Annotated in this window: 28 protein-coding genes and 1 pseudogene; 11 read left to right on the top strand and 18 right to left on the bottom strand. The window is 41.2% G+C overall.

Features of this window, described 5'->3' with window-relative positions:
* Positions 1–2 precede the first annotated feature (2 nt).
* Positions 3–755, top strand: a complete 753-nt coding sequence (gene sdhB / locus RCG24_RS19110) for a succinate dehydrogenase iron-sulfur subunit (RefSeq protein WP_202651773.1) — start codon at positions 3–5, stop codon at positions 753–755.
* Positions 756–856: 101 nt separating this feature from the next.
* Here sdhB and galU read toward each other — a convergent pair whose 3' ends face one another.
* A complete protein-coding gene (galU, locus tag RCG24_RS19105) occupies positions 857–1,741 on the bottom strand; it encodes a UTP--glucose-1-phosphate uridylyltransferase GalU (RefSeq protein ID WP_202651775.1) in 885 nt (294 codons plus the stop codon).
* A gap of 15 nt (positions 1,742–1,756) precedes the next feature.
* Here galU and RCG24_RS19100 point away from each other — a divergent pair, with 15 nt between their 5' ends.
* Positions 1,757–1,927: a hypothetical protein gene (locus RCG24_RS19100; protein WP_308077771.1), complete on the top strand. Its 171-nt coding sequence runs from the start codon at positions 1,757–1,759 to the stop codon at positions 1,925–1,927.
* 127 nt (positions 1,928–2,054) lie between these two features.
* Positions 2,055–2,450 (top strand): hypothetical protein, encoded by a 396-nt coding sequence (locus RCG24_RS19095; RefSeq protein WP_202651777.1) that lies wholly within the window; start codon positions 2,055–2,057, stop codon positions 2,448–2,450.
* Positions 2,451–2,559: 109 nt separating this feature from the next.
* Here RCG24_RS19095 and RCG24_RS19090 read toward each other — a convergent pair whose 3' ends face one another.
* Entirely contained in the window at positions 2,560–2,775 is a 216-nt protein-coding gene (locus RCG24_RS19090; RefSeq protein WP_308077770.1) for a hypothetical protein, read from the bottom strand.
* A complete protein-coding gene (locus RCG24_RS19085) occupies positions 2,772–3,068 on the bottom strand; it encodes a hypothetical protein (RefSeq protein ID WP_308077769.1) in 297 nt (98 codons plus the stop codon). Before RCG24_RS19085 ends, RCG24_RS19090 begins: the two co-directional genes overlap by 4 nt.
* 125 nt (positions 3,069–3,193) lie before the next feature.
* Between RCG24_RS19085 and RCG24_RS19080 the strand changes: the two genes are divergently transcribed.
* The 3 genes from RCG24_RS19080 to RCG24_RS19070 all read left to right on the top strand — a co-directional run bounded on the left by RCG24_RS19080 (position 3,194) and on the right by RCG24_RS19070 (position 4,728).
* Positions 3,194–3,388, top strand: a complete 195-nt coding sequence (locus RCG24_RS19080; RefSeq protein ID WP_202651781.1) for a hypothetical protein — start codon at positions 3,194–3,196, stop codon at positions 3,386–3,388.
* Positions 3,389–3,391: 3 nt separating this feature from the next.
* Positions 3,392–3,658: a hypothetical protein gene (locus RCG24_RS19075; RefSeq protein WP_202651783.1), complete on the top strand. Its 267-nt coding sequence runs from the start codon at positions 3,392–3,394 to the stop codon at positions 3,656–3,658.
* 155 nt (positions 3,659–3,813) lie between these two features.
* Positions 3,814–4,728, top strand: coding sequence for a DMT family transporter (locus tag RCG24_RS19070; protein WP_202651784.1), 915 nt, complete (start codon positions 3,814–3,816; stop codon positions 4,726–4,728).
* A gap of 88 nt (positions 4,729–4,816) precedes the next feature.
* On the opposite strand, the gene RCG24_RS19065 is transcribed toward RCG24_RS19070, so the two are convergent.
* The 4 genes from RCG24_RS19065 to RCG24_RS19050 all read right to left on the bottom strand — a co-directional run bounded on the left by RCG24_RS19065 (position 4,817) and on the right by RCG24_RS19050 (position 9,754).
* Positions 4,817–5,548 carry a polysaccharide deacetylase family protein gene (locus tag RCG24_RS19065; protein WP_202651786.1) on the bottom strand — a complete coding sequence of 244 codons (732 nt, stop codon included), beginning with the start codon at positions 5,546–5,548 and terminating at the stop codon, positions 4,817–4,819.
* Positions 5,549–5,891: 343 nt separating this feature from the next.
* Entirely contained in the window at positions 5,892–6,047 is a 156-nt protein-coding gene (locus RCG24_RS19060) for a hypothetical protein (protein WP_202651788.1), read from the bottom strand.
* A 112-nt stretch (positions 6,048–6,159) separates the two neighbouring features.
* Positions 6,160–7,860 (bottom strand): pyruvate oxidase, encoded by a 1,701-nt coding sequence (locus tag RCG24_RS19055; protein ID WP_202651790.1) that lies wholly within the window; start codon positions 7,858–7,860, stop codon positions 6,160–6,162.
* 316 nt (positions 7,861–8,176) lie between these two features.
* Complete coding sequence (locus RCG24_RS19050; protein ID WP_202651792.1) at positions 8,177–9,754, bottom strand: GW dipeptide domain-containing protein; 1,578 nt, start codon at positions 9,752–9,754, stop codon at positions 8,177–8,179.
* Positions 9,755–10,023: 269 nt separating this feature from the next.
* On the opposite strand from RCG24_RS19050, the gene RCG24_RS19045 reads away from it, so the two are divergent.
* Together RCG24_RS19045 and RCG24_RS19040 are read left to right on the top strand one after the other, a co-directional pair.
* A complete protein-coding gene (locus tag RCG24_RS19045; RefSeq protein ID WP_202651794.1) occupies positions 10,024–10,302 on the top strand; it encodes an excalibur calcium-binding domain-containing protein in 279 nt (92 codons plus the stop codon).
* 42 nt (positions 10,303–10,344) lie between these two features.
* On the top strand, positions 10,345–11,064 hold the full coding sequence (locus tag RCG24_RS19040; RefSeq protein ID WP_308077768.1) for a metallophosphoesterase family protein: 720 nt from the start codon (positions 10,345–10,347) through the stop codon (positions 11,062–11,064).
* A 137-nt stretch (positions 11,065–11,201) separates the two neighbouring features.
* On the opposite strand, the gene RCG24_RS19035 is transcribed toward RCG24_RS19040, so the two are convergent.
* From RCG24_RS19035 to RCG24_RS19005, 7 genes are all read right to left on the bottom strand, one after another.
* The gene (locus tag RCG24_RS19035) at positions 11,202–12,047 is read right to left on the bottom strand and encodes a VOC family protein (protein WP_308077767.1); all 846 of its coding nucleotides are present in this window, start codon (positions 12,045–12,047) and stop codon (positions 11,202–11,204) included.
* A 46-nt stretch (positions 12,048–12,093) separates the two neighbouring features.
* A complete protein-coding gene (locus RCG24_RS19030) occupies positions 12,094–12,339 on the bottom strand; it encodes a hypothetical protein (RefSeq protein ID WP_308077766.1) in 246 nt (81 codons plus the stop codon).
* A gap of 91 nt (positions 12,340–12,430) precedes the next feature.
* Positions 12,431–13,081, bottom strand: a complete 651-nt coding sequence (locus tag RCG24_RS19025) for an HAD family hydrolase (protein WP_202651802.1) — start codon at positions 13,079–13,081, stop codon at positions 12,431–12,433.
* Between the two features lie 111 nt (positions 13,082–13,192).
* A complete protein-coding gene (locus RCG24_RS19020; protein WP_308077765.1) occupies positions 13,193–14,203 on the bottom strand; it encodes an SIS domain-containing protein in 1,011 nt (336 codons plus the stop codon).
* Between the two features lie 196 nt (positions 14,204–14,399).
* A complete protein-coding gene (locus tag RCG24_RS19015) occupies positions 14,400–15,461 on the bottom strand; it encodes an SIS domain-containing protein (protein WP_308077764.1) in 1,062 nt (353 codons plus the stop codon).
* 38 nt (positions 15,462–15,499) lie between these two features.
* A complete protein-coding gene (locus RCG24_RS19010; protein ID WP_235887935.1) occupies positions 15,500–16,354 on the bottom strand; it encodes a PTS system mannose/fructose/sorbose family transporter subunit IID in 855 nt (284 codons plus the stop codon).
* On the bottom strand, positions 16,332–16,805 hold the full coding sequence (locus RCG24_RS19005; protein ID WP_308077763.1) for a PTS sugar transporter subunit IIC: 474 nt from the start codon (positions 16,803–16,805) through the stop codon (positions 16,332–16,334). The genes RCG24_RS19010 and RCG24_RS19005 overlap by 23 nt, the downstream gene beginning before the upstream one ends.
* Before the next feature lie 138 nt (positions 16,806–16,943).
* On the opposite strand from RCG24_RS19005, the gene RCG24_RS19000 reads away from it, so the two are divergent.
* On the top strand, positions 16,944–18,260 hold the full coding sequence (locus tag RCG24_RS19000; RefSeq protein WP_308077762.1) for an IS1380 family transposase: 1,317 nt from the start codon (positions 16,944–16,946) through the stop codon (positions 18,258–18,260).
* A 394-nt stretch (positions 18,261–18,654) separates the two neighbouring features.
* Here the strand turns inward: RCG24_RS19000 and RCG24_RS18995 are convergent.
* From RCG24_RS18995 to RCG24_RS18980, 4 genes and pseudogenes are all read right to left on the bottom strand, one after another.
* A pseudogene (locus tag RCG24_RS18995) lies at positions 18,655–18,987 on the bottom strand (PTS sugar transporter subunit IIC); the annotation flags it as partial.
* A gap of 19 nt (positions 18,988–19,006) precedes the next feature.
* Complete coding sequence (locus tag RCG24_RS18990; RefSeq protein ID WP_308077761.1) at positions 19,007–19,477, bottom strand: PTS sugar transporter subunit IIB; 471 nt, start codon at positions 19,475–19,477, stop codon at positions 19,007–19,009.
* A 17-nt stretch (positions 19,478–19,494) separates the two neighbouring features.
* A complete protein-coding gene (locus RCG24_RS18985; RefSeq protein ID WP_202653119.1) occupies positions 19,495–19,914 on the bottom strand; it encodes a PTS sugar transporter subunit IIA in 420 nt (139 codons plus the stop codon).
* Positions 19,915–20,011: 97 nt separating this feature from the next.
* Positions 20,012–22,792, bottom strand: a complete 2,781-nt coding sequence (locus tag RCG24_RS18980; protein WP_308077760.1) for a sigma-54-dependent transcriptional regulator — start codon at positions 22,790–22,792, stop codon at positions 20,012–20,014.
* Positions 22,793–24,335: 1,543 nt separating this feature from the next.
* Between RCG24_RS18980 and RCG24_RS18975 the strand changes: the two genes are divergently transcribed.
* Both RCG24_RS18975 and RCG24_RS18970 read left to right on the top strand, forming a co-directional pair.
* On the top strand, positions 24,336–24,653 hold the full coding sequence (locus tag RCG24_RS18975; protein WP_202653117.1) for a hypothetical protein: 318 nt from the start codon (positions 24,336–24,338) through the stop codon (positions 24,651–24,653).
* A 72-nt stretch (positions 24,654–24,725) separates the two neighbouring features.
* Complete coding sequence (locus tag RCG24_RS18970) at positions 24,726–25,382, top strand: DUF5819 family protein (RefSeq protein ID WP_308077759.1); 657 nt, start codon at positions 24,726–24,728, stop codon at positions 25,380–25,382.
* Positions 25,383–25,428 lie beyond the last annotated feature (46 nt).

Genomic DNA, 25,428 nt, shown 5'->3' with positions numbered 1-25,428 from the left:
AGATGTCGGAAACTGCTCAAAAAATCCATTTAATCATTAAACGGCAAAAAGATGCCAACTCGGATCCGTACACCGAAGAATTTCTGATTCCCTATCGACCGAACATGAATATCATCTCGGCCCTGATTGAAATTCAACGAAATCCGGTGAATGCCAAAGGCGAAACAACGACTCCTGTTGTTTGGGAATCGGTTTGTTTAGAGGAGGTTTGCGGTGCCTGCTCGATGGTGATTAACGGCAAGCCGCGCCAAGCCTGCTCCACATTGATCGACAAAATTTCGCAGCCAATCCATCTGGCACCGCTGACAACCTTTCCGGTTATCCGCGACTTAAGGGTGGACCGCCAGCGGATGTTCGATGCGTTGAAACGGGTTAAAGCATGGGTACCGATTGACGGAACCTATGATTTAGGTGCTGGTCCAAGAATGCCTGAAAAAACAAGACAATGGGCTTACGAATTATCGAAATGCATGACATGCGGCTGCTGCCTTGAGGCCTGTCCAAATGTCAATGCAAAATCTAAGTTTATTGGCCCTGCCGCTATTTCCCAAGTGCGGCTATTCAATGCCCACCCGACTGGGGCTATGCATAAGGAAGAGCGGCTCGAAGCGCTTATGGGAGAAGGAGGCATAACCTCCTGCGGAAACTCACAAAACTGCGTCCAAGTATGCCCGAAAGGCATTCCGCTTACCACTTCGATCGCCCAGGTTAACCGCCAGGTAACCCTGCAATCATTCAGAAACTTCTTTGGATGATTAGAAAAGCGGAAGCGCCTTCGGAACAAGCTCAGCCTGTTCCGGCGCATTAGCTTAGAAAAGGCCTGCTTCTTTTAATGAAGCCGGCCTTTTCTATTTGCTTATTTTTGCTCGCTTTCTGTCCGGACAATTTCTTTCAAGTAGTCCAAAACCTCATCGCGTAGTTCGTCATACTGCAGCGCGAAGTCGATCGTTGTTTTAACAAAGCCAATCTTTTCTCCCACATCAAAACGTTTGCCTTCGAAGTCATAAGCAAATACCCGTTGAATATGGTTCAGTTCCTGAATCGCATCGGTCAGCTGAATTTCGCCGCCGGCACCGGTTTGCTGCTTATCGAGAAACATAAAAATTTCCGGTGTCAGTATGTAGCGTCCCATAATTGCCAGATCAGATGGTGCCGTTCCCGGTACTGGTTTTTCCACCAAATTGTTGACTTGATACCGTCTGCCGGTTTGCTGTGCCGGATCAATGATTCCATAACGATGGGTTTCTCCCATTGGCACTTTTTGTACGCCAATCACTGATGAATGAGTTTCCTCAAATATATTGATTAGCTGTTTTAAGCAAGGGGTTTCACTCTGAACAATATCATCGCCAAGCAGAACAGCAAACGGTTCGTCGCCGATGAAATTACGGGCACACCAAACAGCATGCCCAAGTCCTTTAGGCTCTTTTTGGCGGATATAGTGGATATCAGCAAGATTTGTGGAGTAACGTACCTTGTCCAATAAATCTGTTTTTCCTTTTTCTAACAGGTTTTGTTCAAGCTCAGGCGCAAAGTCAAAATGGTCCTCAATTGCCCGCTTACCTTTCCCTGTAACAATGATAATATCCTCGATTCCCGAAGCAACCGCTTCCTCAACGATATATTGAATTGTCGGTTTATCGACGATCGGTAGCATTTCCTTTGGCATTGCTTTGGTTGCCGGGAGGAACCGTGTCCCTAGTCCCGCTGCCGGGATAATCGCTTTTCTTACTTTTTTCATTCACTTCACCCTACCTTGTCACCAATGATTCACAACAAACTGGGACATCAGCCTGATCTGCTTTACACTATAGTTGAAAACTATTCGGCTGATGGTCCATCAAGTAACTCCAACTATATTCTATCATTATTTCCAAATAAAGCCGAATTTTATGGAAAGAAATTCACAAAGTATGATCAAGTTTAAGGAAATCGCGCCAATCCGATAGGTTCCCCAAGCCAAAGCCCGCTCGAATAAGAACGACTGCTAATTCATATAGTTAGGAATATGGGACCGGGGATTCTTTTTGCATCATAAAGGGGGGGAGTTTATCTTGAAATTTTTTTCTTTTAAAAAAAAGCAACCCGAAAAAAAGGACAACATAGACTCACTTCTTTTATCAAAATTAGACCAGATCATCGAGCTTCTCGAAAAACAGCAAAAAGATACGCGAACCGAAACCGTGGGAAGACTCATCCACCTGGAACATGTCCAAATTGATCATTTGGAAAATATCATTTTTCGCCTTGATAATATCGAAATTGACGAGCTCAGCGGTAAGTTATTAATTGGCACCAATATAAGTGGCTCCGGAGACTTTGCCGCCTCGCTTGTTCAAAAGATTGATAAAGAAAGGGCCAAAAACGAACCCCCATCTGATGCGTCCCCTGATGAACCAAACATGACAAAAACCGCGAAAGGGTTTCGTTTTCGCAATACCTTCTCTTAGTTCCAAGAATGTATTTAACAAAATCAGGGCTCTTTTTTACATAATCCATGGACAATTTTACGAAATTCCACTCCTATTTTACAAAGATTGTAATTAACTGGATAACATCTTAATCATTCTTCCGGATATTGGCCATTTTAATATCCCGATCTTCTATTATAGCATCTAACCCATCCTCATCAATATTCACATTATGATTTAATATGGAATGGTTCCCGTTGCCATAAACGCCGCCATGTGACTGATTCACTTTTTCGTTGGCATCCATCCCTGTTACCCGGCTCTCCCCGATCGCCACGACACAATTTTGCTGCATCGCATTCACATTAACGTTGTCAACGGTAAAATTCTTGGTCTCTTCCCCCCGGCGGTTTCAAAGGACAGATTAATATCGCGATCATCAATCGGTGTGTCGATATAATCTGGATCATTTAAAATCAATAGATTTTGATAAATAAGATTGGATTGCCCGCCAATTTTCCCGATTACATTATTTGTTTTTCCATGGGCACTCCAACCAATGGCTTTATTGTTCTCACCAATAAAAATGCCTGATTGCCGATCCATTGATTGGACATTGATATTTCCGGCAAATTGAAATTCAAAAGCATCGGTCATTCCATCTCACCACGTTATCTTAGCCTTGTTTACCCTATAGATTATGTTTTCACTCATGATACTGTGAGAGAAATGGGTGGCAATCGCCTAAAAATGGAATAGGATATTGAAAAAGGATTGATTTGATGAAGTTATCACTGGGCAATATTCACATTTCAAGCATTGGCAATTCCTCCGCGGTTTTCTTTGGAGAAACAAACACCCTAAAACAATTTCAAAGCGATACCATCTTGGAAGAGGTCGTTGGTTCCATTTCCGGTAAGGATAATATACTCAATCAAGGCTATTGGGTGAAAACAGTGACTAGGAAGGATGAGTAATTCATGGCCTCCCCTATTTTATCGCCGACATTTCACATCGGCACAATTAAAATTGACAGCATTGAAAATGCCTCCTGTTTTAGTATTGGCAATAATTTTATCGAAGACTTTCGCAGCAGTAAAAAACACAGCCAAGGCTTTGGTAATATTCACGGTGACCGCAACAACTTCGCCCGTTCAAGCACAGGTTTAACGCATCATCACGACCAAGAACTGCAAAAGAAACCCCCTCAGGAACAACCGCCTGATCCTGGAGAAACCCTTAGCTGATAAGGGTTTTATTTTTTGGAAAGGCAGAGAAAATTGACACATCTTCTGCAAAAAATACCCTGAAATCGCTGAAAAGCGAGTGAGCATTTCAGCTTAACCACAGTTAAAATTATGGTATAGTTTAGTTAAATGTTACATCTGGAAAGGAAAGAATTATGTTACAAGAAAAATCAAGATCGATCGGTCTGCCGCTCACTGTTTCCATCATCGCGATTTCCTTTTCATCCATCTTTGTGAAATGGTCAGACGCTCCGGCTTCTATTTTGAGCATGTACCGAATGTTTTTTGCCAGTTTATTATTAACGCCAATGGTTTGGAAACACCGGCAGGAGCTGCGAAAAATCAAACCAAAAACAGCACTGTTTTTATTTTTTTCCGGCTTGTTTCTCGCGTTTCATTTTGTTCTTTGGTTCGGCTCGTTGAAATTCACAACGGTTGCCAGTTCGACGATCATTCTGGCCTTACAGCCGATTGTTTCGCTGATTGGCGGTTTTTTTCTTTTTAAAGAGCGAACAACCGGTTCCACCCTTTTAACGATGGGAATCGCGATTATCGGTGCGATAATGATCGGCTGGGGAGACTTCGGGCTGAGCCGAAACGCGATGTTAGGGGATCTGTTCTCCTTTTTTAGCGTCATTGCCGTTGTTGGCTACCTGCTAATTGGGCAAACGATCGTCAAACAGCTGTCACACTGGATTTACAGCTTTTGTGTCTTTTCCTGTGCCACACTGTTTCTGATTGTTTTTAACCTGACAACGAAGGTGAATTTGGGCGGCTATCCGGCAAAGGAATGGGGCATTTTTCTCTTGCTTGCTGTCGTTCCGACTGTCAGCCATGTGATCAACAACTGGCTGATGAACTATGTTAACGCCACCACGATTTCAATGAGCATTTTGGGAGAACCGGTTGGCGCTTCCGTTCTCGCTTTCTTTATTTTGGGCGAGCGTCTGACTTCATGGCAGCTTGCCGGCGGTGTCCTCGTCCTGATAGGTGTATTTTTATTTTTAAGTCAGAAGCAGAAGAAACCAGAGTTAAGTGAATCATTTCCGATTGAAAAAGCAGCCCCATAGACAACGCTCAGTAAACTGCCCCTCCAATTGCTAGCTGTGTGACTAACAATGGGGGGCAGTTCACAGGGGCTATTTTTAATAATAGATGTCAATCGACGATTCTCGCAAACTCCGCCAGTGTTGTCGAGTATTTGATATATATCCGCGGCAGGTAGTAAAGCTCGTCCTTGGTTCCCTTTTCGAAAAAAAGCTCAGGCGTTGTCGTGATGCCAAATGAATAGTATTTCTTCGTTTCCTCGACCACTTTCTCATTAAAGTTCCCATAAGGATAGCTTAGGGCAATCACTGGTTTACCGGTAATTCGGCCAATCATTTCTTTAGAATCCCTTAGTTCATGGGTAAAATCCTTAGTCTTCGTCAAATCCACGTGGGTCGCCGTATGGGATTGAATCGAAAAATACCCCGATTTCGCCAGCCGTTTTAAGTCGGTTGAGGTCAAGCGGTTCTCCCGGCCGATAAAGTCGGAGATGACAAAAAGCGTGCCCGTCGGTTGAAACTGGGGTGAGGCCAGTTTTTTAAAAATCAGATAAACATTTTCGTTGTTTTTATAGCCATCATCAAAGGTTAAAAAGATCGGCTTCTTTACTTTCTTCCTGTCTTGCCAACGGTCAAACGTTAATAACGTAAATCCATTGTCCCGTAAATAGTTGATTTGTTTTTCAAAGTTTTCCGGCGTGACATATAACTCTTTCGACCCCGTTCCCTTATATTCCGCAATCGAGTGATATACTAAAATCAGCACGGGCCGTTCGGCGTATGCCGCCGGTAATTGGAATCCCCAGAAAATATATATCAACAAAAGCAACAGGTACTTTTTCATCCACTCCCCACCTTCGTGTCATTTTGTCTGTAGTATGCCACAATATCAAAAATTAAGCCGTGGTATGGCCTTTCGAGATAATGGATGAATTTTGTATAGAACCACCTCAATTGTCTGCCTGCCGAAACTGTCACAGTAGTTGTGGGAAAAGTTCCATATAATGGTCTGCCAAAGCAGGTAGAGTTAAGGGCATTCTTTGGGATAAAGTGAAACTTACTCGCTTTTCATGAAAATGTCCCGTAGCCATCTTCTACGAGTCAATTCTTTCCTGCTTACCCATGAATATGTCCCATAGCGATCTTCTATGGGACATTTTTCGTTTACATATTATCTTGCAGCCTTTTTACCAGCCATACCCGTGATAATGATGCCAAGGATGGTGGTGGTATCCATAACCACCGTACCCAAATGGACCATAACCGCCGAATCCGCCATAGCCAAACGGACCGTAGCCAAATCCCATCATCGGGTAACCAAAACCGCCGTAAAATGGAGGCATACCGACACCTGCTTTCATTTATTTTCCTATACACCACAGACTATGTAACAGACCTAATAAATGAGCAGTTCTCATCCTAAAATGGGCTGTAGCCTTCCTTTGGTAAAAGCCCTCAAATTGGCGGCAGATCGATTTTTCCTTCTTCAAAAAATACCTTCAACATATGTTTCGTGTATCCGGCCACTTGGGCGAAAGTAATATTGCCAGGTATCGGCGCTTCATCTGCATCAACAACAACATCAATAATACATGGTTTCGTCTGCTTAACGGCTTGCTCAAAAGCAGGCTGCAGCTCATTCGGATGCTCGACACGATAGCCGACACCGCCGCAAGCTTCGGCATATTTGGCGAAATTGGGATTATGGAGATCTGTGCCAAATTCAATATTTCCCATGACCTCCTGCTCAAACTTAATCATCGCTATTTTGTGGTTATTTAACACGACAACGACGAGCGGTAGCCGATATTTCACAGCGGTGACAAAATCATTCATCGTCATGCCAAAGCCGCCGTCACCGCAAATTGCAAACACTTGCCTATTCGGATAGGCAATTTTTCCGGCAATTGCCCCTGGCAGCCCGCAGCCAAGTGTCGCCAGCCAGCTAGAGAGGATCATTTTTTGATTGGTCATATAAAAATGTCGTGCCGTCCATGCGGTGACATTGCCAACATCGACTGAGAGGATGGCATCGTCTGCAGCAACTTCCTGCAAAGCCCGTATCACCCGCTGCGGTTTAATTGGCACAGAGGCATCCTCTCCCTGGGGCTCGAGCCGCGCCCACCACTTCTCCATCCGTTGCTGACATTCTTCTAAAAATTCCCGATGCTGTTTATCATGAACATTTTCAATCAGCCACTCGATGGTGAAACCGGCTTCCCCTGCCAGGCCAACATCTACCGGATAGCGCTTTCCAATTTGATAAGGGTCAATGTCGATTTGAATAGTTTTCGTGTTTTCTGGTAAAAACCCGGTGAACGGATAGGAGGTGCCAATCAGCAGCAGCAGATCGGCATCCTGCATCGCTTCATAGGCTGCCTTCGTGCCGAGCAGGCCAAGCCCGCCTAAGCAATATGGATGCTTATCGGGAATCGATCCTTTAGCCGGCAAGGTTAGTACGATCGGTGCGGCAATTTTTTCGGCAAAAGATAATAATGTTTCCCGGAGGCCATGTGTTCCCTTCCCTGCTAGGATGATCGGCCGCTCGGCATTATTAAGTAATTCTTTCGCACGCTCAAGGTCTTCTTCAAGCGGACGGACCTCCTGCTTGACATAAAAATTTGAGGTCATCAATGCTTTTTTGCCTACCTCAAAACGGGGTATGTCATCGGGAATCGTCAGGACAGACACGCCCTTTTTGACATACGCAGTTCGGATTGCTTGATTTACAACTGCCGGCAGTTGTTCCGCCGACATAACCCGCTGATTGTAAACGGCGACATCATCAAACATCCTCTCTAGGTTTACTTCTTGGAAATAATCCGTACCAAGGAGATCCGATTCCACCTGTCCTGCAAGCGCCAGCACCGGCACCCTGTCAAGCTTGGCGTCATACAAGCCATTTAACAGGTGAATCGCCCCCGGTCCGGCAATCGCCGTACAGACCCCCAATTTGCCGGTCAATTTTGCATATGCGGCAGCGGCCAAAGCACCGGCCTCCTCGTGCCGTACTTGAATAAATTTTATTTTATCCTGTGCTTTGCGAAGCGGCTCGATGAAGGAATTAATTGAATCTCCCGGCATTCCATAAATATGATCGACTCCCCACTCCACCAATAGTTCGATTAATTTCTCCCCAGCTTTCTGCCTAAACATGGAACATCCCCTTTTCACAACTGATACCAGTAGTATTATATTTTTTGGCAAAAATTACTCAAATCCCCCGCCAATCTCACAAAAAAAGCCACAAGACAAATAGTCTTGCAGCAATTTTTGCTGAATGGTGTCAGGCACCACCTGAGTTTTCGCAAACTGTCCGCCCCACATGGACATTTGTCCACAAGTGGTGTCAGGCACCATGTGAAATTTTCACAAACTGTCCACCACAGACGGACAAATGTCCACGAGCGGTGTCAGGCACCATTATTAACACCATTTACAACATTATTAGATCACTATTAATTCTGTGGTTTTATCCTTTCAGCCAGACCGTTTTTCCTTTGATGACGCCTTGGTACCATTTTGTGTTGCCTACTTTTACCGTTTGGCGGACGATAAATTTGCGTTTTTTGTACGCTGAGAGTTTTTTATAAACAACGTCTTTGTTACCGCCCCATGGCTTACTGTAGGCACTGCCCTTGCCGTTAAAAAACATGGTTTTGGCTTTATGATCGACACTAGTGTAGGAGTAGCTGATTAAATCAGAGGATTTCACCCAGCCGATGATTCCTTTCACACTGCTCGGTTGGTTACTAAGTAGATAATATGTTGAGCTGCCTAAAACAGCTTGTCTTTTAATATAGTAAACCGAACCAGTATAAGTCGAGCCGGCCCGAATTGCCCCTGCCGGATTGCCGATCGTTTTAAAAATGGTAACTCCGCTGTTGCGAACCTTTGCTAATCGGCTCGTCGCTCGCTCTACTTTAGCTGCTACATTGGTTGATTTAACCCAAAACTTTTTCCCGTCCAAACTTCCGTAATACCATAGATCGCTGCCAACGGTTTCCGTTCTATTAATCTTAAATTGCCGATCTTTATAGGTAGAAAGTGAACCATAAATGACGTCTTTTTTCGCTCCCCAGGCGTTGCTATAGGCGCTGCCTTTTCCGGTAAAGTATAATATTTTTTCTTTTTGATCGACAACTCTATTCGGATAGGAAATGACATCCTCAGCCTTTACCCAGCCAACCATTCCGTTGGTACTGCTTGGCTGCTCACTAAGCTGGTAATAAATCTGTCCTTGAGCAAAGGCTACTTTTTTTATAAAATACGTCTTTCCGGTATGCCCGACCCCTGCCGCCACAGCAGACTGACTATCCATATAGTTTTGCAAAATTTTTACACTGCTACTGCGGATTTGACCTAAGCGGCTGGTATTGGCTGTCTTGGCTGGTAGCTGCTGATATTTCGCTTTGACTAACTGGACAAACTGACCCCAACTATATCCCCTGCTGCTAAAATACTGATGAGGATCTTCGTGGGTTGTACCTCCCAGAAATTTTCTGACGGCATTATGGGACCATAACGTACCGCTGCCTGTCATTTCTGCATCAATTAATGGCAAATTATAACGATAAAGTATGGAGGCTATGTACGTGGCATAATTATTAATTGATTTGGCAAATTTAGCTTCTTCAGACTTTTTTACCCGGACTAATTCCACGTGGACAAAACGCTGGTTGGCAACGGAGCCGGCACCCCATGCACCATAACTTGGGGAATGGATTTCAATTACATGCCGATCATCGACAAAGGCATGGACAAACGCTCTCCGATAGTTTCGCAACATGTAAGAAATTTCACCGTTAATCGTGGACTTATCATTGGCGGTTTCATGGGCGACGATGCCCTCCACCTCACCGTACCCGTACCGATAATTAAACTTTGGAAAAATACTCTTATGTTGATATTCTACCTTCGCAGATTCCAGACCATTATCCATTATATAATCATTTACCTTGAAGCTTGATGTTCCAGCAGCCCACATCTGAGCCGGGAAAACAAACCCCACCAACATTATGGCCAAAACTAAGAAGACCGCCTTCCTCATGTTTCCTCCCTCATTACTAGCTTAATAGACTTCTAGTGACAATTATACTACTACAAAGGGCATGGTGTAAGACTCTATCAAAAAATGTCGAAAAGCATCATACGGCAGAGATTATGTAAGTTTTTTACAAAGTGTCCATCTGGGGTGGAATCATGTATTTCTGTGGTGTCAGGCACCAATTTTCATTTAAACATATTGAAAATATTGTAAATTTTATTTATGATGGTGGGAGAAATAGCATGATTATATGAATAAGGTGGGGGATGGGAATGAAGCGATTTTTAAAAGTTTTTCTTGCTTTTGGCGTTGTTGCCGGGGCATCTTATGGTATGTCGGAATCTGTTCACGTTGTTGAGGCGAAAACGAAGATTGTGAAGTATCAAAATTGCAAGGAGATGAACAAGGTGTATAAAGGCGGTGTGGCCAAGTCTTCCAAGGTGAAAAACAAAGGCGGAAAAACAAAGTTTAGGCCATTTGTTTCCAAGGCGCTCTATAATGCCAATATAACGAAAGACCGCGACAAAGACGGTATCGCATGTGAGCGTTAAGGACATAGTAAATAGATTCTTTCAAAGGAGGTCATATGACTCATGAAAATTGCGTTTATTTCCGATATTCATGGGAACGCCGTTGCCCTTGATGCGGTGCTCACGGATATTCGAAAAAAATCAATTGATAAAATCTGTGTTTTAGGTGATATTTGCTATCGTGGTCCGGAACCGAAGCGTTCCCTGGAATTAGTTCGCTCCTTAAATGCTGATGTGATCAAAGGAAACGCCGACGAATGGGTTGTCCGCGGCGTTCGCGAAGGAGAAGTACCCGACAAAGCTTTGGAGCTAATGAATAAAGAGCGGCAATGGACGGTTGAAAATCTAACCCAATCCGACATCGATTATTTACAGCAATTGCCCGAACAGCTAAACTTTAGGTATGATGATGTAAACATAACCGCGTTTCACGCTACTCCCTCAAGTTTATTTGAGGTGGTTCCACCACATGCAAGTGATGAGGAGTTGGAGCAGAAATTTTTTGCAGCAGCAGACGCTCAAGTTTACATGTATGCCCATATTCATACACCATATATCCGTTACCTTAGTGGAAAAATGATCATGAATATCGGCAGCGTTGGTCTCCCATTCGACGGCTTAGCCAAGGCCTCTTACGGTTTAGTAGAGATTACCAATGGAAACTTGCGGACATCGATTGAACGCGTTTCCTACGATACGGAAAAAGTCAGCAAACTTTACCAGCAAGTCGATTATCCCAATACCGACATGATGATTAACGTCATTCGCAATGGAAGATTGTAATAGAAAAAACAACAACCACGACTCTAGCTGGTTCATAATCGATGTATGATTAAAACAACTTCCTTTTACAAAAAGCGAAAGCAATGCCAGGCATTATTAAAAGAGTGCCCCAGCATTGCTTTTACTTTTAAAAAAATTTATACGACAAGCCGGATTCGATTACCTGACGGGTCGCTGGTCAAATAATAAGCGGATTCCTCCTCGACGGGCGCCCCAAGCTGTTGTAGTTTTTTCACAACGGCGTCTCTAGCAGCCGCATCTGGATAAATGATCGAAAACCAATTTAACCCTATACTATTTTGCGCTGGCCGCTTGGCGCCGACACCCTGCCAGGTGTTGATGGCGATATGATGATGGTAACCTCCACTCGACAGAAACACAGCTTGCGGATAGTGGCTGACCACGTTAAAGCCAAGGCCATTAGTATAAAATTCCTCCACTGTTGGCAAGTCAGCCACGTGAAGATGAATATGTCCCATCACAGTTCCAGCCGGCAGGCCGCTCCATTGGCCGTTACTTTCCGCCAAAATCGCCTCGACGTCAAGCTGTTCTGTGGCCATTTCAACTAAGCCATTTTTCCACGTCCATTCATGCGATGGGCGATCGCGGTATACCTCAATCCCATTGCCGTCCGGATCATTCAGGTATAGTGCTTCACTCACATAGTGATCGGCGGCACCGAGCGGGTACCCGGTTTGCAGCAGGTGCCTTAAGAATGCCGCAAAGTCCGTACGTGAAGGCAGTAAAATCGCAAAATGATATAAACCTGTCGTGCGCTTTTCCTTTGCGATTACATTTACCGGCTGTTCGAGTGTCAGCAGCGGAGTTTGACCATCTGCCGTTAAAACGGCGCGATGGTGAGACTTTTCCAATACTTGAAAGCCAATCATTTGTTGATAAAAAGAAACGGCAGATTCAAGGTTTTTCACGTTTATGTTAACCTCACCAACAAAAACAGTCGGTTTCTGGTGAAACTTCTCCATGCTATTGTTTACCCCCTTTTTGTTTTCCACTATTATATATTAGTTACTAAAAAGAAATACTATTATCTTGAATTAATAATATTTTAAATTGAGATAAATGTAAAGCAACAAGTATTAATTGTTTTTTCCAATTAGAGACTAAAAGCTGATTTGTTCCAAAGTGTGGTATGACTGCCTTACTTAGAACAACCAAGTCAACTACGCCAATCACTGGTATAGCAGTATTGCTAATATCACAGACTCGGATAGATTCCTTTAGATCTGAAGTAGTCAAAGCAATCGCAACAGTCAAACCACCAAAAGGAAATCAAGAAAAATAGTTTGTAAGAAAAAGCAAAAGCCAGGCCGCCTGCCAAATCCTATTGGCTGCTGCCTGACTTTTCCTACTTAATCAGCTCAATAACCTGATTCAAATCGTCCGCGATTTGATAGGCATTTGTTTTCATTTCCTCATTTGGTTCGATCAGATCAGGGACAATAATGCACTGAATCTTGGCACTGACTGCAGCCCTTAAGCCGTTAAGTGAATCTTCTAAAACGAGGGATGCAGCCGTTTCCTCTTTTCCGCGTTTACAGGCTTCCAGGAAAATATCAGGATTTGGCTTTCCGTTCTCAACTTCTTCCCCGCTTACGTAATAGTCAAAGCGATCTGTTAAACTGGTAAGCGATAAATAGTATTCTATGGTAGCCCTGCTGCTCGAAGAGGCAATGCATTTTTTTACTCCTTTCCGATCAAGAGCAGCTAATAGGTTTTTCGCCCCCGGCTTTATCAGAAGCCCTTCTTCACGGAGGATGTTATCAAACTCCTGCCGATAATCCTTCACGATCGCAGGAAAGGAGAAATCCGAGCCGTATATTTCTTTCATAATCATATTGCATTCATGATCAGCTACCCCAATAATGGGCTTATAATGTTCGATTGGAAACTCGTAACCTCGTCTTTTCATCACCCGTCTCATCGCTTCATAAGAGGGACGCTCCGTATCAAACAGCAGTCCGTCCATGTCAAAGATTACTAATTTTACATCTTTCATTTTTCAGCCTCCTTGTTGAAAAAAGACAGAGAGATCAACTCCCTGCCTATTCTTTCATGATGCGCAATGCATCAAAATCTTAGAATACCTTCATCAAAAGTAGCTATCCTATTAATAATCAAATTGTCGATAATAGCGGCGCATGTCCAAATCATGTCCAGTATATTTTTCATAATGGCGAGCTAACCGATCGACTAACAGAGTAGAAGAAATCGTTGGTGCCAAAATCCAGCGGAACTCCTCATCGATTCCTTTTAACTCGTAATCTTTCGTGTCGAGAATCACCAGTTTATCAGTATATTGCCGGCAGAACTTCTCAACACGCTCATTTAGCGTCCGTCGTTTCCCTTCACCTTTTACTAAGAATACGGGTACATCCTTATCGACTAATTCTAGTGTACCATGAAAGAACTCCGAAGAGGAAACAGCTTTTGTGCGAACCCATTGCATTTCCTCCAGTATGCACATGGAAAATAAGTAGACTTCGCCCCACATTTCCCCATCGCCAACCCAAATATTGTACGGTTCTTGATAATAAGTCTTGGCAATTTCGTCAGCAAGTGGCTCAAATTTTTCCTTCGCAAGTAATAGATTTTCCGGAAGAGCTCCAAGTTGATCAGCAAATCGTTTATACTCCGGAAAATCACCAGCATTATCGAGTAATTTAAAGACAAGCATAAATAGTTGCATATATTCAAATTCAACGCCGTTTTTTGCCTTGTTTGGAATCACCCAGCGGCTTGCCTTTTCCAATGGAGTTCCCGGAGTGCCCACTAATGATACAATACGAATTCCTTGTTCCTTACACCATTCCGCTGCTTTTACCGTTTCTTTCGTATCGCCGGATTTTGAAGCCATAATGACAAGTGAATCTTTCGTCAATTGTTTATGTCCTGTTAAGATTATTTCTCCAGCCTGCTCAGTATAGACCGGAATGTCAGTCAATTGCTTTAACATTTCCTGAATTGGCCACATGATGGAAATCGATCCGCCAACTGAAATGAAAAAGATATTTTTAAAGCCTTCAGCCGAAATCTCGTCAGCAATTCTTTCAATTTGTTCACGGGTTTCATAGGTAATCCGGCCATTTTCCATATAAATATCTTTATCGAATTTTAACATGTTGAATCCCTCCAAGTCTTCCTTCATTTTGTCCAGCTCCACAGGGAAAGCTTCGGCAGCCTGGACATTGCATTAAGGAAAGGAGATCGTCTTTTCCAGGAACGCCTATCACCCGAAGGAAAAGCGATAGCTTTTTCGAAGAGTTTGCGCGGCGAAGAGTAAGACAGCTGTACTTTCCTTAATGCTTTTCAATCTATCAAACTTTACTTTTTAACACTTTATCAAAATCATCAAAAATACGAATGCTTAAATCAATGCCTCTTCCTGAAGCAATTCGATAGGCCAAGATTTGCAATGGAATCGCCAGAATTAACGAGCTCATCCATTCATCAACATCCAGCTCTAAGTTCAATGTCTTTTCATCCACATTGTTCAAATCGGTGGAAATCGAAAAACAATGAGGGGTATATCTGTTTAAATACTGCTTTAGCATCTCAGCGCGATCGGCCAAGAGACTTTTTGTTTTTATAAAAATGAGTCCATAGGATTGGTTCACTTCTAAATACGGACCATGCATGAAGGCCTCCAGTTCAAATCCTTGGGTAGGGATGCGAACCGTTTCCGTAAATTTTGTTTCGCCCTCTTTAGCTGTCCCGACAGTTGGACCATAACCGATTATCGCAAAGCGTGGAATGGCAGTTAGTTCAGTAGCATGCTGAGTATAAAAGCTTTCCGTCTGATCAATGATCGTTGGAATGTGCTCGATTAAGCTGCTAAGTTTTTTAATTTCTAAGCTTACTTTTTCGGTGCTTAATGTCCCGAAAGCAGCCCCTGCATAGATCGCCATTAACATGGAAGTAAGAACTGTAGCAGTAAATCCCTTCGTGACAAACCCCACTTTCTCCACTCCACAGCCAATATCAATCACGGTATTGGCATAAGCCGTAATCGGGCTGTCCAAATTGGAGGTCATCACAGCGGTCGGTACTTTTCCCCCAGCATGAACCTTTTTTAATGCTTCAATCGTTGAATAGCTGTGGCCACTTTGGGAAACAGCAAGAACGAAATCAATCGACGGCTTCACTTTTTCATAATGAACAAAGTTGAACGGCTCTTGAATTTCAATGGATACACCAGCGTTTTTTTCCATATAGTATTTTGCACTTTGCATTGCATTGGCGCTGGACCCGGTCGCCAGCACTAACCATGTCTTCGGCTGTTTTGCTTGCACCAATTGTTTGAACACGGTCAGCCGATTGTCGGCATTATGAATTATTTCCCTGCATACTTGTGGCTCTTCATGTATATAGGTCATCATTGTTTCTTGCAAAATCATCACCTATTTCTATTCTTTTTTTATCCCAAAATCCCAGTCCATGCTCCTAATATGCCAACTACAGCGATTCCGATTAGGATGGTAGTGGCCTTATACCCTTTCCCCAGCAACCAATAAATGATGCCGAACGCTGCTAATGGCAAGAGACCAGGCATAATCCCATTTAATATTTCCTGAACTTTGGTTGCGCCATCCCCACTGCCGATCTTCAGCGGAACACTGAGGCTAATCATCGAAGCACTCATACCTCCGATGACCATTAACCCAAGAATCGCGGCTCCAAGCGTTAAACTCTCCATCATTCCATTCTGTTGGAGACGTTGTAAAAAGTCAGTCCCCATTTTAAAACCAAGTCTCGTAAAAATAAAACGCAGCAAAATGTGTGGAACGTTAAAAACAAGCAAGAATAAAATTGGCCCAAGAATATTCCCATGAAGGGCAAGTGAAGTACCAATACCAGTTGCGATCAGCCGTAATGTTCCCCAATAGAACGAGTCACCTAATCCCGCCAGCGGTCCCATTAAAGAGGCCTTGACACCATTAATCGATGATGAGTCAAAATCCTTATTCTCAGCATTTTGTTTCTCCATTGCAGCTGAAATCCCCAGCATAAACGTAACAATATGCGGAGTAGTATTAAAGAACTCTAGATGGCGTTTTAATGCTTGCGCTAAATCTTCTTTTTTCTTATATAATTTTTTCAAAATGGGAATCATTGCATACGTATAGGCCATGTTCATTTGTCGTTCGTAGTTCCAAGAAAATTCCATCTGAAAGGACCGCCAGAAAATCCGGTTCAAGTCTTTTTTACTAATTTCGATTTCTTCTGCCTTTTCCTGAACTGGTTCTTGATTAGAAGTCTTCATCGTCGTCATCACTCACCACTCCTCCTTGATTGGCTGCTAAATTGACCTTCTGATTATTCATTATATTCACCATAATTACTGATACAATGGCTCCAAGAAGGGCAATACCCGTTATCGGAACTTTTAAATACGCAACAATAAGAAAACCTAAGAAGAAATATGGGACAACTTTTTTGTTAATCAATAATCGGGCTAACATCGCAAAACCTAGAGCTGGAAGGATGCCTGTTGCAATTTGCAAACCGTTTTGAACAAAGTCCGGAATCGCATTCAGGATATGTTTAATCGCGTCACTACCGGCAAAGAATGAAACGGCTACAATAATGGCAAGCATAAGGGAAAGTCCAAAACCACCGATTAAGTGCATGGCCTCAATTCCACGGGTATTTCCTTCCTCCGCATATTTATCCGCTTTGTGGGATAAAACAGGTAAGAAGAGTCCTAAACCTGAATTATTCACAGTTTTTTTGAAATAGGCTGCTTTCTCCTATTTAATCAGCTTTTCAGTCGATTTTTAATGCACTTAATAAATGAAAAAAGAATCCATTTCTGATAAGGTTAAAACAACTACGAAATAACCACAGAAAGGATTCTTATAATGGCTACTTTACCGCAATTAACCCTAAATTTCAATCGTCAAATTAAATTGTCAAATGATGGAGGTTCCCTTTCTTCTGATACCGGTGAATTCATTTTTAGAGAATTCGATGAGAAAATAGGGTTTTCAGAGACATTAACTAAATACCTACAACTAAAAGACGAAAGACTCTACTTTTTTCATTCGAATGAAAACTTGCTTCGTCAAAAGATTTATCAAATCGTTGCTGGATATTCCGAAGATGATGCAGCTGATCAATTAACGAAGGATCCCGTGTTTACGCAAATCATTGGAACAGAAGCATTAGCTTCCCAACCTAGCTTATCCCGCTTTTTTGCACGGTTTGATAAGGAATCTATTGTGCAATTAAATCAAGCTAATCAAGCACTTTTAGACAAAGTGAATCAAATTAGAGAGTCTAAGGCACTTATTATCGACTTGGATTCTACACATGCCGATACGTATGGAAAACAGGAATCCACATCTTACAATTCTCATTACGGAACAGTTGGTTTCCATCCATTGGTTGCTTTTGATGGAATAACTGGTGATTTTTTAAAGGCCCAACTAAGACCGGGAAATGTCTATACTTCCAACGGTGTCGTGGAATTTGTCAAGCCTCTTATCGAACATTATAATGAGAAATTCCCAGCGATTGTCCCATTCCTACGAGGGGATAGTGGCTTTGCTGTTCCAGCTTTGTATGATTTGTGTGAGGAAGAGTCGGTTTATTATGTGATTCGTTTAAAATCAAATGCCAATTTGCAACGTCTCGCTGATGAACTACATCCTGCCTCCATTCCAGCCGATACAACAAAACCAGAGATTTATTATGAGGAAACCGAATATCAAGCAAAATCATGGTCTAAGCCTAGAAAAGTTATCATCCAATCTGTTCGCCCTGCGGGCGAATTGTTTTTCACGAATTCATTTTTTGTAACGAACTTGATAGACGCATTTTCCCCGAAGGATATCGTGAATGCGTACAAAAAAAGAGGCACAATGGAAAACTATATCAAGGAAGCTAAGAATGGATTTGGTTTGGATAAAATGAACAGCCATTCTTTTCAAGTAAATGAATCCAAGATGATGTTGAGCTTGTTGGCATATAACCTAACAAATTGGCTTCGTACGCTTTGTTTTCCAGAGGGACAAAAAAGCATACAAATCGAAACCATTCGAACAAGACTGATAAAGGTCGCAAGTAAATTAGTGAAATCAGGACGATCACTTTACTTTAAGTTGTCTTCCAGTTTTGTGTACCAAGAATTCTTTTGGAAAGTATTACAGAGAATTCAACTGCTAAAGCTGGAATAAAACTTATCTGCTATCTAATTTGGGCTGTGTTAATGTGCGATTTTGATTTTTACACACTGTTGATTGAAGTGGAGGGCGCTTGACTCCTGCGGGATGTAGAGGAAAAGTCGAGACCCCACAGGCGGAACGCCGAGGAGGCTCGACTTCCTCCCTGCGGAAAGCAAGCGCCCGGAACGGAAATCAACAGACAAATGTAATGCAGCCAATATTTAAAAACAACTTTCAAGACCAAGGGAGTAGTATGCTCAAAAACCTAACATTTTAAGACATGCCACTTAGCGATTTCCATGAATAGGTAACTTACAAATAAATTAATGGCAATTGTGCACCAAATTGAATTTCTAGATTTCTTTTTATTGACTAATGTGCAGGTATGAATAATTCAGGCTAAATAAACATTTTTCAAAACAAGTGTTAAGGTAGCAATTGGCAAGCCTAATAATAAGGCAGTTTCCGTTCCTGCCCCTGAGGAGATGGCAAATGCAGTCCCGAGAATACCTCCTGTTACCACATCAGGCGGAATAGCTGCGCCAACGGAGAAGGAACCAATAAACGCCAACTCTAAAGTCGCGCCCATAATTACACCTGTTTTAACATCACCCATCACAAGGCCGACTAGTAACCCTGTTACAAGCGGGCGGGTAATCAAGCTTGTTCCTAACGCATAATCACTTTGAGCAATAAAAGCAACCAAGCCAAGAAGTAATGCAGTCATTAACATGGGGATCCCTCCCTAAACAAATTTTTTATAACACATTTTGTGCGAGTGTTTTTTTATCGCTTGGTACTTGGCGAATTTCAACTTCAACGCCTTGTTGAATCATCTTTTTCACAAGTTCTTCCTCTTCAGGCAGGAGGTTGACTGCCTTTGAAATATTTCTTGTGCCTTCTTTAGCCTTGATACCACCTAAATTAACATGTTTAATTTCCGGAAAGGCGCTTACAAGTTTTTCAGCATCAGCTACGGATTCGACGACAATAAATAGCTTGTACTTATCGGTCACACCACTCTTTAACGCTTCGATGGAATCCGCAATATTTTTGATGACCAAGCGGACACCTTGAGGTTTTGCCAGCTTAATCGTTGTTTTTCGCAGTTCATTTACCGGTACATCATCATTGGCAATTAAAATACAGTCAGCCCCTAAGTTATTTGTCCATGAAAAAGCGACTTGTCCATGCAATAAACGATGATCTACACGTAACAATTTAATCATTTCAATCCATCCTCCCGTTAAAATTCCTCATCCTCAAAATCTACTGCCACTGTTGCATTACAATATTTATTGGAAGCTTTTGAATTTTTTAAAGCTGTTTGGATTAACTGCTTCGTATCCATTTCTATATGTTTTAAGGTTATTAGTTCAATAACTAACGGCAAATTCATGCCTGCTATTAAATGAATTCGCTTATCTTCCAGCGTGTTCATGAATTCATTGTTAACACTGCCGCCAAAGATATCGCTTACAACAATGAGTTCGTCGTCCCCACCAAGTTTCTGTAACGCCTCTCTTATCTGGGAATGAAGATCAACCTGTTCCTCCACATAAGCATTCAATGTCCAAATATCCCTTTGGGCACCCATGATCATTTCTACGGTCTGAAGCATTCCCTCGGCAAGCCTGCCGTGTGAGGCCAACAAAATATATCTCATTTGTTTCACCCCCTTTTGTATGATTGATAAATTTTACTTTCTACACTTTTATTAATGCAAAAAGCGTGCCAACCATAGTGGCACGCTTTTATTTTTTTTAAAAATCTTCATGAAGGCTTGATTTTGCAACTAAATAATCGTAAATGTATCCGATTTCAGCGGTGTTAATTTTGACATTATAAATGTTTTCTATGACACTAAACGCTTCTTTTATCATTTTTATCATTTCCTTTTGACACTGTTCGAATTCCTCAAGATTGTTATAATTCTCTATTGGGGCTTGGCGAATTAACCTTTCAACCAAACAGCTCACATGGACATAAAGGGCAACTTTTTTATCATTGGGTAAACGTTGGTTTAGGCGAATTTCCAAGCGGTGAATAAATTCTTCCACATGGGAGAGAATTTTCTCCGAATCAAGTATCGTGATCGATTCAATCACCCGCTGCAGAGAGAAATTACGGACCAAGTTATCATTGATTTCTTTAAACCGCCCTTCCTCCATGATCGGCAGGAAGATTTTCCGCATGGTCGCTTCGCCTTTTCCGGAAATAATATCCTCTATCGAGAGATAGGGCACATCTTCTATACCGGGATTGGCAGTTCCTACAATCGTAAGAACATCAAACCTTTGAAAGATCGCTTCCGAAGTCCCCAGTTCCTTTAAGCGGTGGTAATCGTAAGCTGAAACCTGTATCGATAAGTCCTTGGGAATACTGTCCTCCAGTAATTTCTGGATTTGTATTGCCGTCCCCATTCCTGTTAAACATGTGGTGACAATGACTTTTTCCTTTTCTTTTTCCGGATAAATAATATTATATTCTGTTTGGTTCGCCTGTCTTAACTTTTCAATCATTTCTTCCAAAAATAAATCCTTCTCCAGCATACTGCCGAGAAATAAGGCCATTTGCGTAGAAACATTATTAATAATCGCAATCGGGCCATTGACATAATTTTTGAATTGAGAATAAATATCCTTCAATGAACCCATATCGACTAACAGAACGAGTCCTTTTGAGACATCATGATGATCAATATAATTGAATACTTTCGCTGCAATTTCTTGTACGGATATATCAATCGGCATATCAAAGGCCTCAAACACATTTTTCTTTAGCATTCGGTTTACCACGTTGGCAATACTGCTTGCTGTTGCATAGCCGTGTGCTAAAATAAGCGCCTTCACCTGCTGGTTCGTTTGTTCAATGGCGACGCTTCGCAAATAGAAAGATAGAAAGATTTCATCCATTTGCTCCAGCTTTACCTCCAATTTACTTTCCAACAAATGGACAAAATGTTTCGCCAACTGTTGCTCCACCTTATAAAACCGATCCATATAGTGGGCCAGCTTATTTATGGCCGCCTCTTGTTTCTCTGACCATCTCATCACGGAATGACCTTTGTAATAGAGAAAATGAGCAATCGCATAGATGCTATTGCCATTAAATTTGACCTGGTAGTTATTTTCTAAATATTGAATGATTTCTTGAACACTAATGGTGGTTAGTTCCAGTCTGACTCCGGCATCTTCTTTTCTATTGGTAAAAATAAGTTGATCAAGGAGAATGAGAATTTCTTGAAATATTTTTTGCTCATTAAATGTTACTGGTAATTTTTTCGCGTGGCATTCCTCATACAGGCACAAGATCTGTTCAAAGGTTTTCTTAATTAATTGTACTTGCGTAAGGCTTGTCTCATATAATTGCTCAAGGGTTGAATCAGGTTTAATCAGGATATCATGATTCTGCCTTACTTTATGATCCGTATGGTGCAGGGCCTCCTCTAAAATGGGGTCCGGCAGATGCTGTAACATGATCTGGACTTCTTCCGCTTCGCGGTTTTTTGCAAACGAGGAAGCGGCAATATATTGAATCGTGTTTTTCAAATCCCCCATGTTCCCGGAGTAATGATAATTGGTCAAAGCATCAAGAATGCGGCTGGTAATTCTAATCGGTTTGCGCAATTTTCTGGCTTCATTTAATAAAAACAAGTAGATAAATTGCCGCTTCTCTTGCTTACCACGTTCATCCAAGCTTGGAATAACAATTCGAATCGGAATCCGCCGCAGAAAGGTAGGCAAGAAGTTCTCTTCTAGATTTTCCGTTGTTGCAAAAATCAGCCGAACATTCGCTTGATGATTTCCTTCGCTTTCACCCATGCGGCGGAAAACCCCCTGGTCAAGAAAGGTAAATAATTTTTCCTGCCCTTCTGCGTTTAAGCGATGGACTTCATCCAAAAATAAAATTCCTCCATCAGCCGCTGCAAGCATACCGTCCTTCGTTCTTTCAGCACCGGTAAAGGCACCTTTGACATAGCCGAATAAATGACTGGACATCAGCTCGGGGTTGTTGGCATATTGGGCACAATTAAAACTGATAAACGGGGCGTCTTTCGCAAGTATTCCTTTTTCTACACAATAACGATGGATAAGGCCGGCTGTAAAGCTTTTGCCAACCCCTGTTGGACCAACCAAAATCAACGGCAGACCGCTGCCCGGATAATAAATGGAGGTTTTAATCTGTTCAATGGCTCGCTTCAAACTGCCTTCCGCACCAATTAAGCGGTCAAAAATATCTTGTTCATCCTTTGTCTCTGGCTTAAACTCCAGCATCTCCTGAAAGCTATGAAAATGATGAATTGGGAGTGGAAAAAATTTTCGTTCAAAGCTGGCTCGGCTTAAAAAATAGACGGGTCTTGTATTAACTTTGATTACTTTTTCCTCTTCTACCAATTGATTAATGTAATGGCTTACTGTGTTGCGCTTGACAGAAAAGTAATCCGACATGACACTCGCTGTTAGGCGATCGGAGGGTTTGTTCATATCAAAGCTTTCCGTCTCCTGATCTAAAAACGCAAGTAACTTCGCTTTTAAGTTCATATTTTCACCCCTGGAAGTGGAAAATCGTAATGTATGACTTTTTAAAGAGATCATTCTAAACTGTCTATTTTATCTTAGCACAAGTGCTAAAGAAAAAGGCCAGGCACTCCATTGGTTAGTGCCTGACTCTTTTTCGCTTTTAGCTAAAATGTGAGTTTACTCGTCTGTTTTTCAATTTTACCCGTCAAAAATGTGAGTTTACCCGTCTATTTTACGAATTTACCCGCCGAAAATTCAATATTTTCATATCCAACTCAAACAAAAAATGATCTCCTGATTAGAAAGTCATGCTTACTTGAACACTAATGTTTCATTAATATAATTTCACCATTAAAGATACTATCAATGTTCAATTTTATTGTTTTATGCACAGAAAAAGTCTTTATAATCGATAGGTTTTAGGTGGTAACCCTTCCAAATCCACTAGTAAAGGACATCTCACATCCTTACTTTTGCGATTATAACAAACAAAACAGCCTCGATACCGCATGAATACTGGTTTCTTGACTGTTTCTATTTGTCAGGTAGTTGTAGTGTAAATCCTCCTTGACAGCCCCTAAAAATTTTTAATCCCACCCAATAATTGGAATTTTCTTCAAATCGATGCCCATTTCTATATCTATATCGGAAAGCACCTCATCATAATGATCAAATAAATAATAACTTTCCTGTATTTGGCTGTAGGAGATCTTTCTTAGAATATCAAGCACGTCAGTAACCGAATACTTTCCTTTCAAGTGGCGATCTAATAGCCTTATAATGACAAGCGAGACAAAGCATTGATTTGGAAAGTCGACCAGTCTATCTTTGAAAGCAAGAGCACATTATTCGCTTTGGCATAATAGCCCGGCCCTAAAGAAAACTAGAAATAATATTAAGGCAAGTCCAACTAAAATACCTTTAAATTTAATTGAGGATTCTTTTTTACCCTTTATATAGTTTGTGATAGATTTTGCTCAGTCCAGCATAGCCTAAATTTTCTCGATCTATGTATTCATTTGAATGAGTTCTGCTTTATTGATGCTTAAGGTAATAGGCGAACGATCCATATCCTATTGTTCATTCATTTGTTTGACTTTTTCTTCAAAAAAAAGCAATTGGATCATCGTATTGTTTTTCCAATTCATCTAGGTAGCCAAGAGATTCAATTGTTTTTGCTCTGGTTTTTTGGGTGGCATTATCACGAGAGCTATGTACGATAGTCAAATATGTTTTCAACCTGTTTTTTTATTTTTTTGTTTTCTAAGAAACATATGATCTCCCCCACACGATATACAAAAACTATAGATACTTATATTTTACCACAATAATCCATATCTGAAATATGACAAAGATAGGGAATAAATACTTGAAACCAGTAATAGTATCAACGGCTTCGAGTTATATGATTATTATAGGCGCTTCAAAATTAGAGAGTTCAGTATTATATGGGAAATTTAAACTTTTTAGGAAATACTTTACTATTAGGTATTTATGTAGTATATTAATTAGTAATTATCGTATTAGGAGGTGATTATTTCCAGTAAAAAAGTTTCTTATTCTTATGCTTGTTGTTCTTGCCACATTTGTTAGTGTCTCTGCTGTTTCAGCATCGACAACAGATGTAAAAATGGTAGAACACGAAAACTTCGAGGATGCACAAGAATTATCATCTGCTGAACCACAATACCTTCCTGCTTTAGCAGCAATTGGTCAAGCAGCAAGAGTAGCACAAGCAGGAGTAAAAGCCGCAAAAGCAGTTGGTAAAGCTGTGGCAGTTGGATTTGCAGCTGCAGCGGGCGCTGATGCATACTCAAAAATCACAGGAATAGGGGCCAAATCTAGCGATGTACCACAAGATTCTGAATTAGCTTTTGATTAATCATAAAAAGCTAGGAGCCTCAATTACTTTTGATTGAGGCTCTACTCTTATAACATTAGAGAGGAATAGATTATGAGAATTAAGATTTTTTTTGTAGTTGTTTGCGTAGTATTTCTCTTTCATTTCACTATGACAGCGCTTTATGTACTTCCATTTAATCCAATTAAAAATAAATTAAATAATCTCAATGTCTTTTACATGGAACCGCTGTTTACCCAAAATTGGAAGTTATTCGCTCCAAACCCATTATCAAATAATTACTACGTTTATATACAAGTGAAGGACCCATCTGGAAAAAAATCAAAATGGATAGACATTTCTACTCCTCTATACGAAGCTAATCATACTAATAGATTCTCTCCGGTAAATAAACTAGTAAGAATAGGAACTAGCGCATTTATGCAATCTGTTCATTCAAATGAGTTACTTGATAAGATTGAGCAAAGAAAGAAGGAATTAGATCATCAGCAATCAAAAGTTGAGAAAAATAATGTAAATAAAGAGATAAAACATTATCAAGAGGATGGAAAACATCAATTGTATAATTTTGGATATTTTTACGTAGAAAAACAATTCAAGAAACAAAATATTCACAAAATTAGAATTCGAGTGTTAAGAGAAGAACCAATTCCCTTTTCAAAAAGAAATGATAAAAATTACAAGATACAAAAATCTTATATTACATATGACTGGGAACCTGTGCAAGGAGGAATTGTAAGTGTTAGATAATATAATAAGATTCGCCTCAATTAAAAGATCTTTAATAGGTGCTAGT

It is taken from the genome of Neobacillus sp. OS1-32 (assembly GCF_030915425.1).
Lineage (GTDB): Bacteria > Bacillota > Bacilli > Bacillales > Cytobacillaceae > Neobacillus > Neobacillus paridis.
This window is presented reverse-complemented; position numbering and strand designations above follow the sequence as displayed.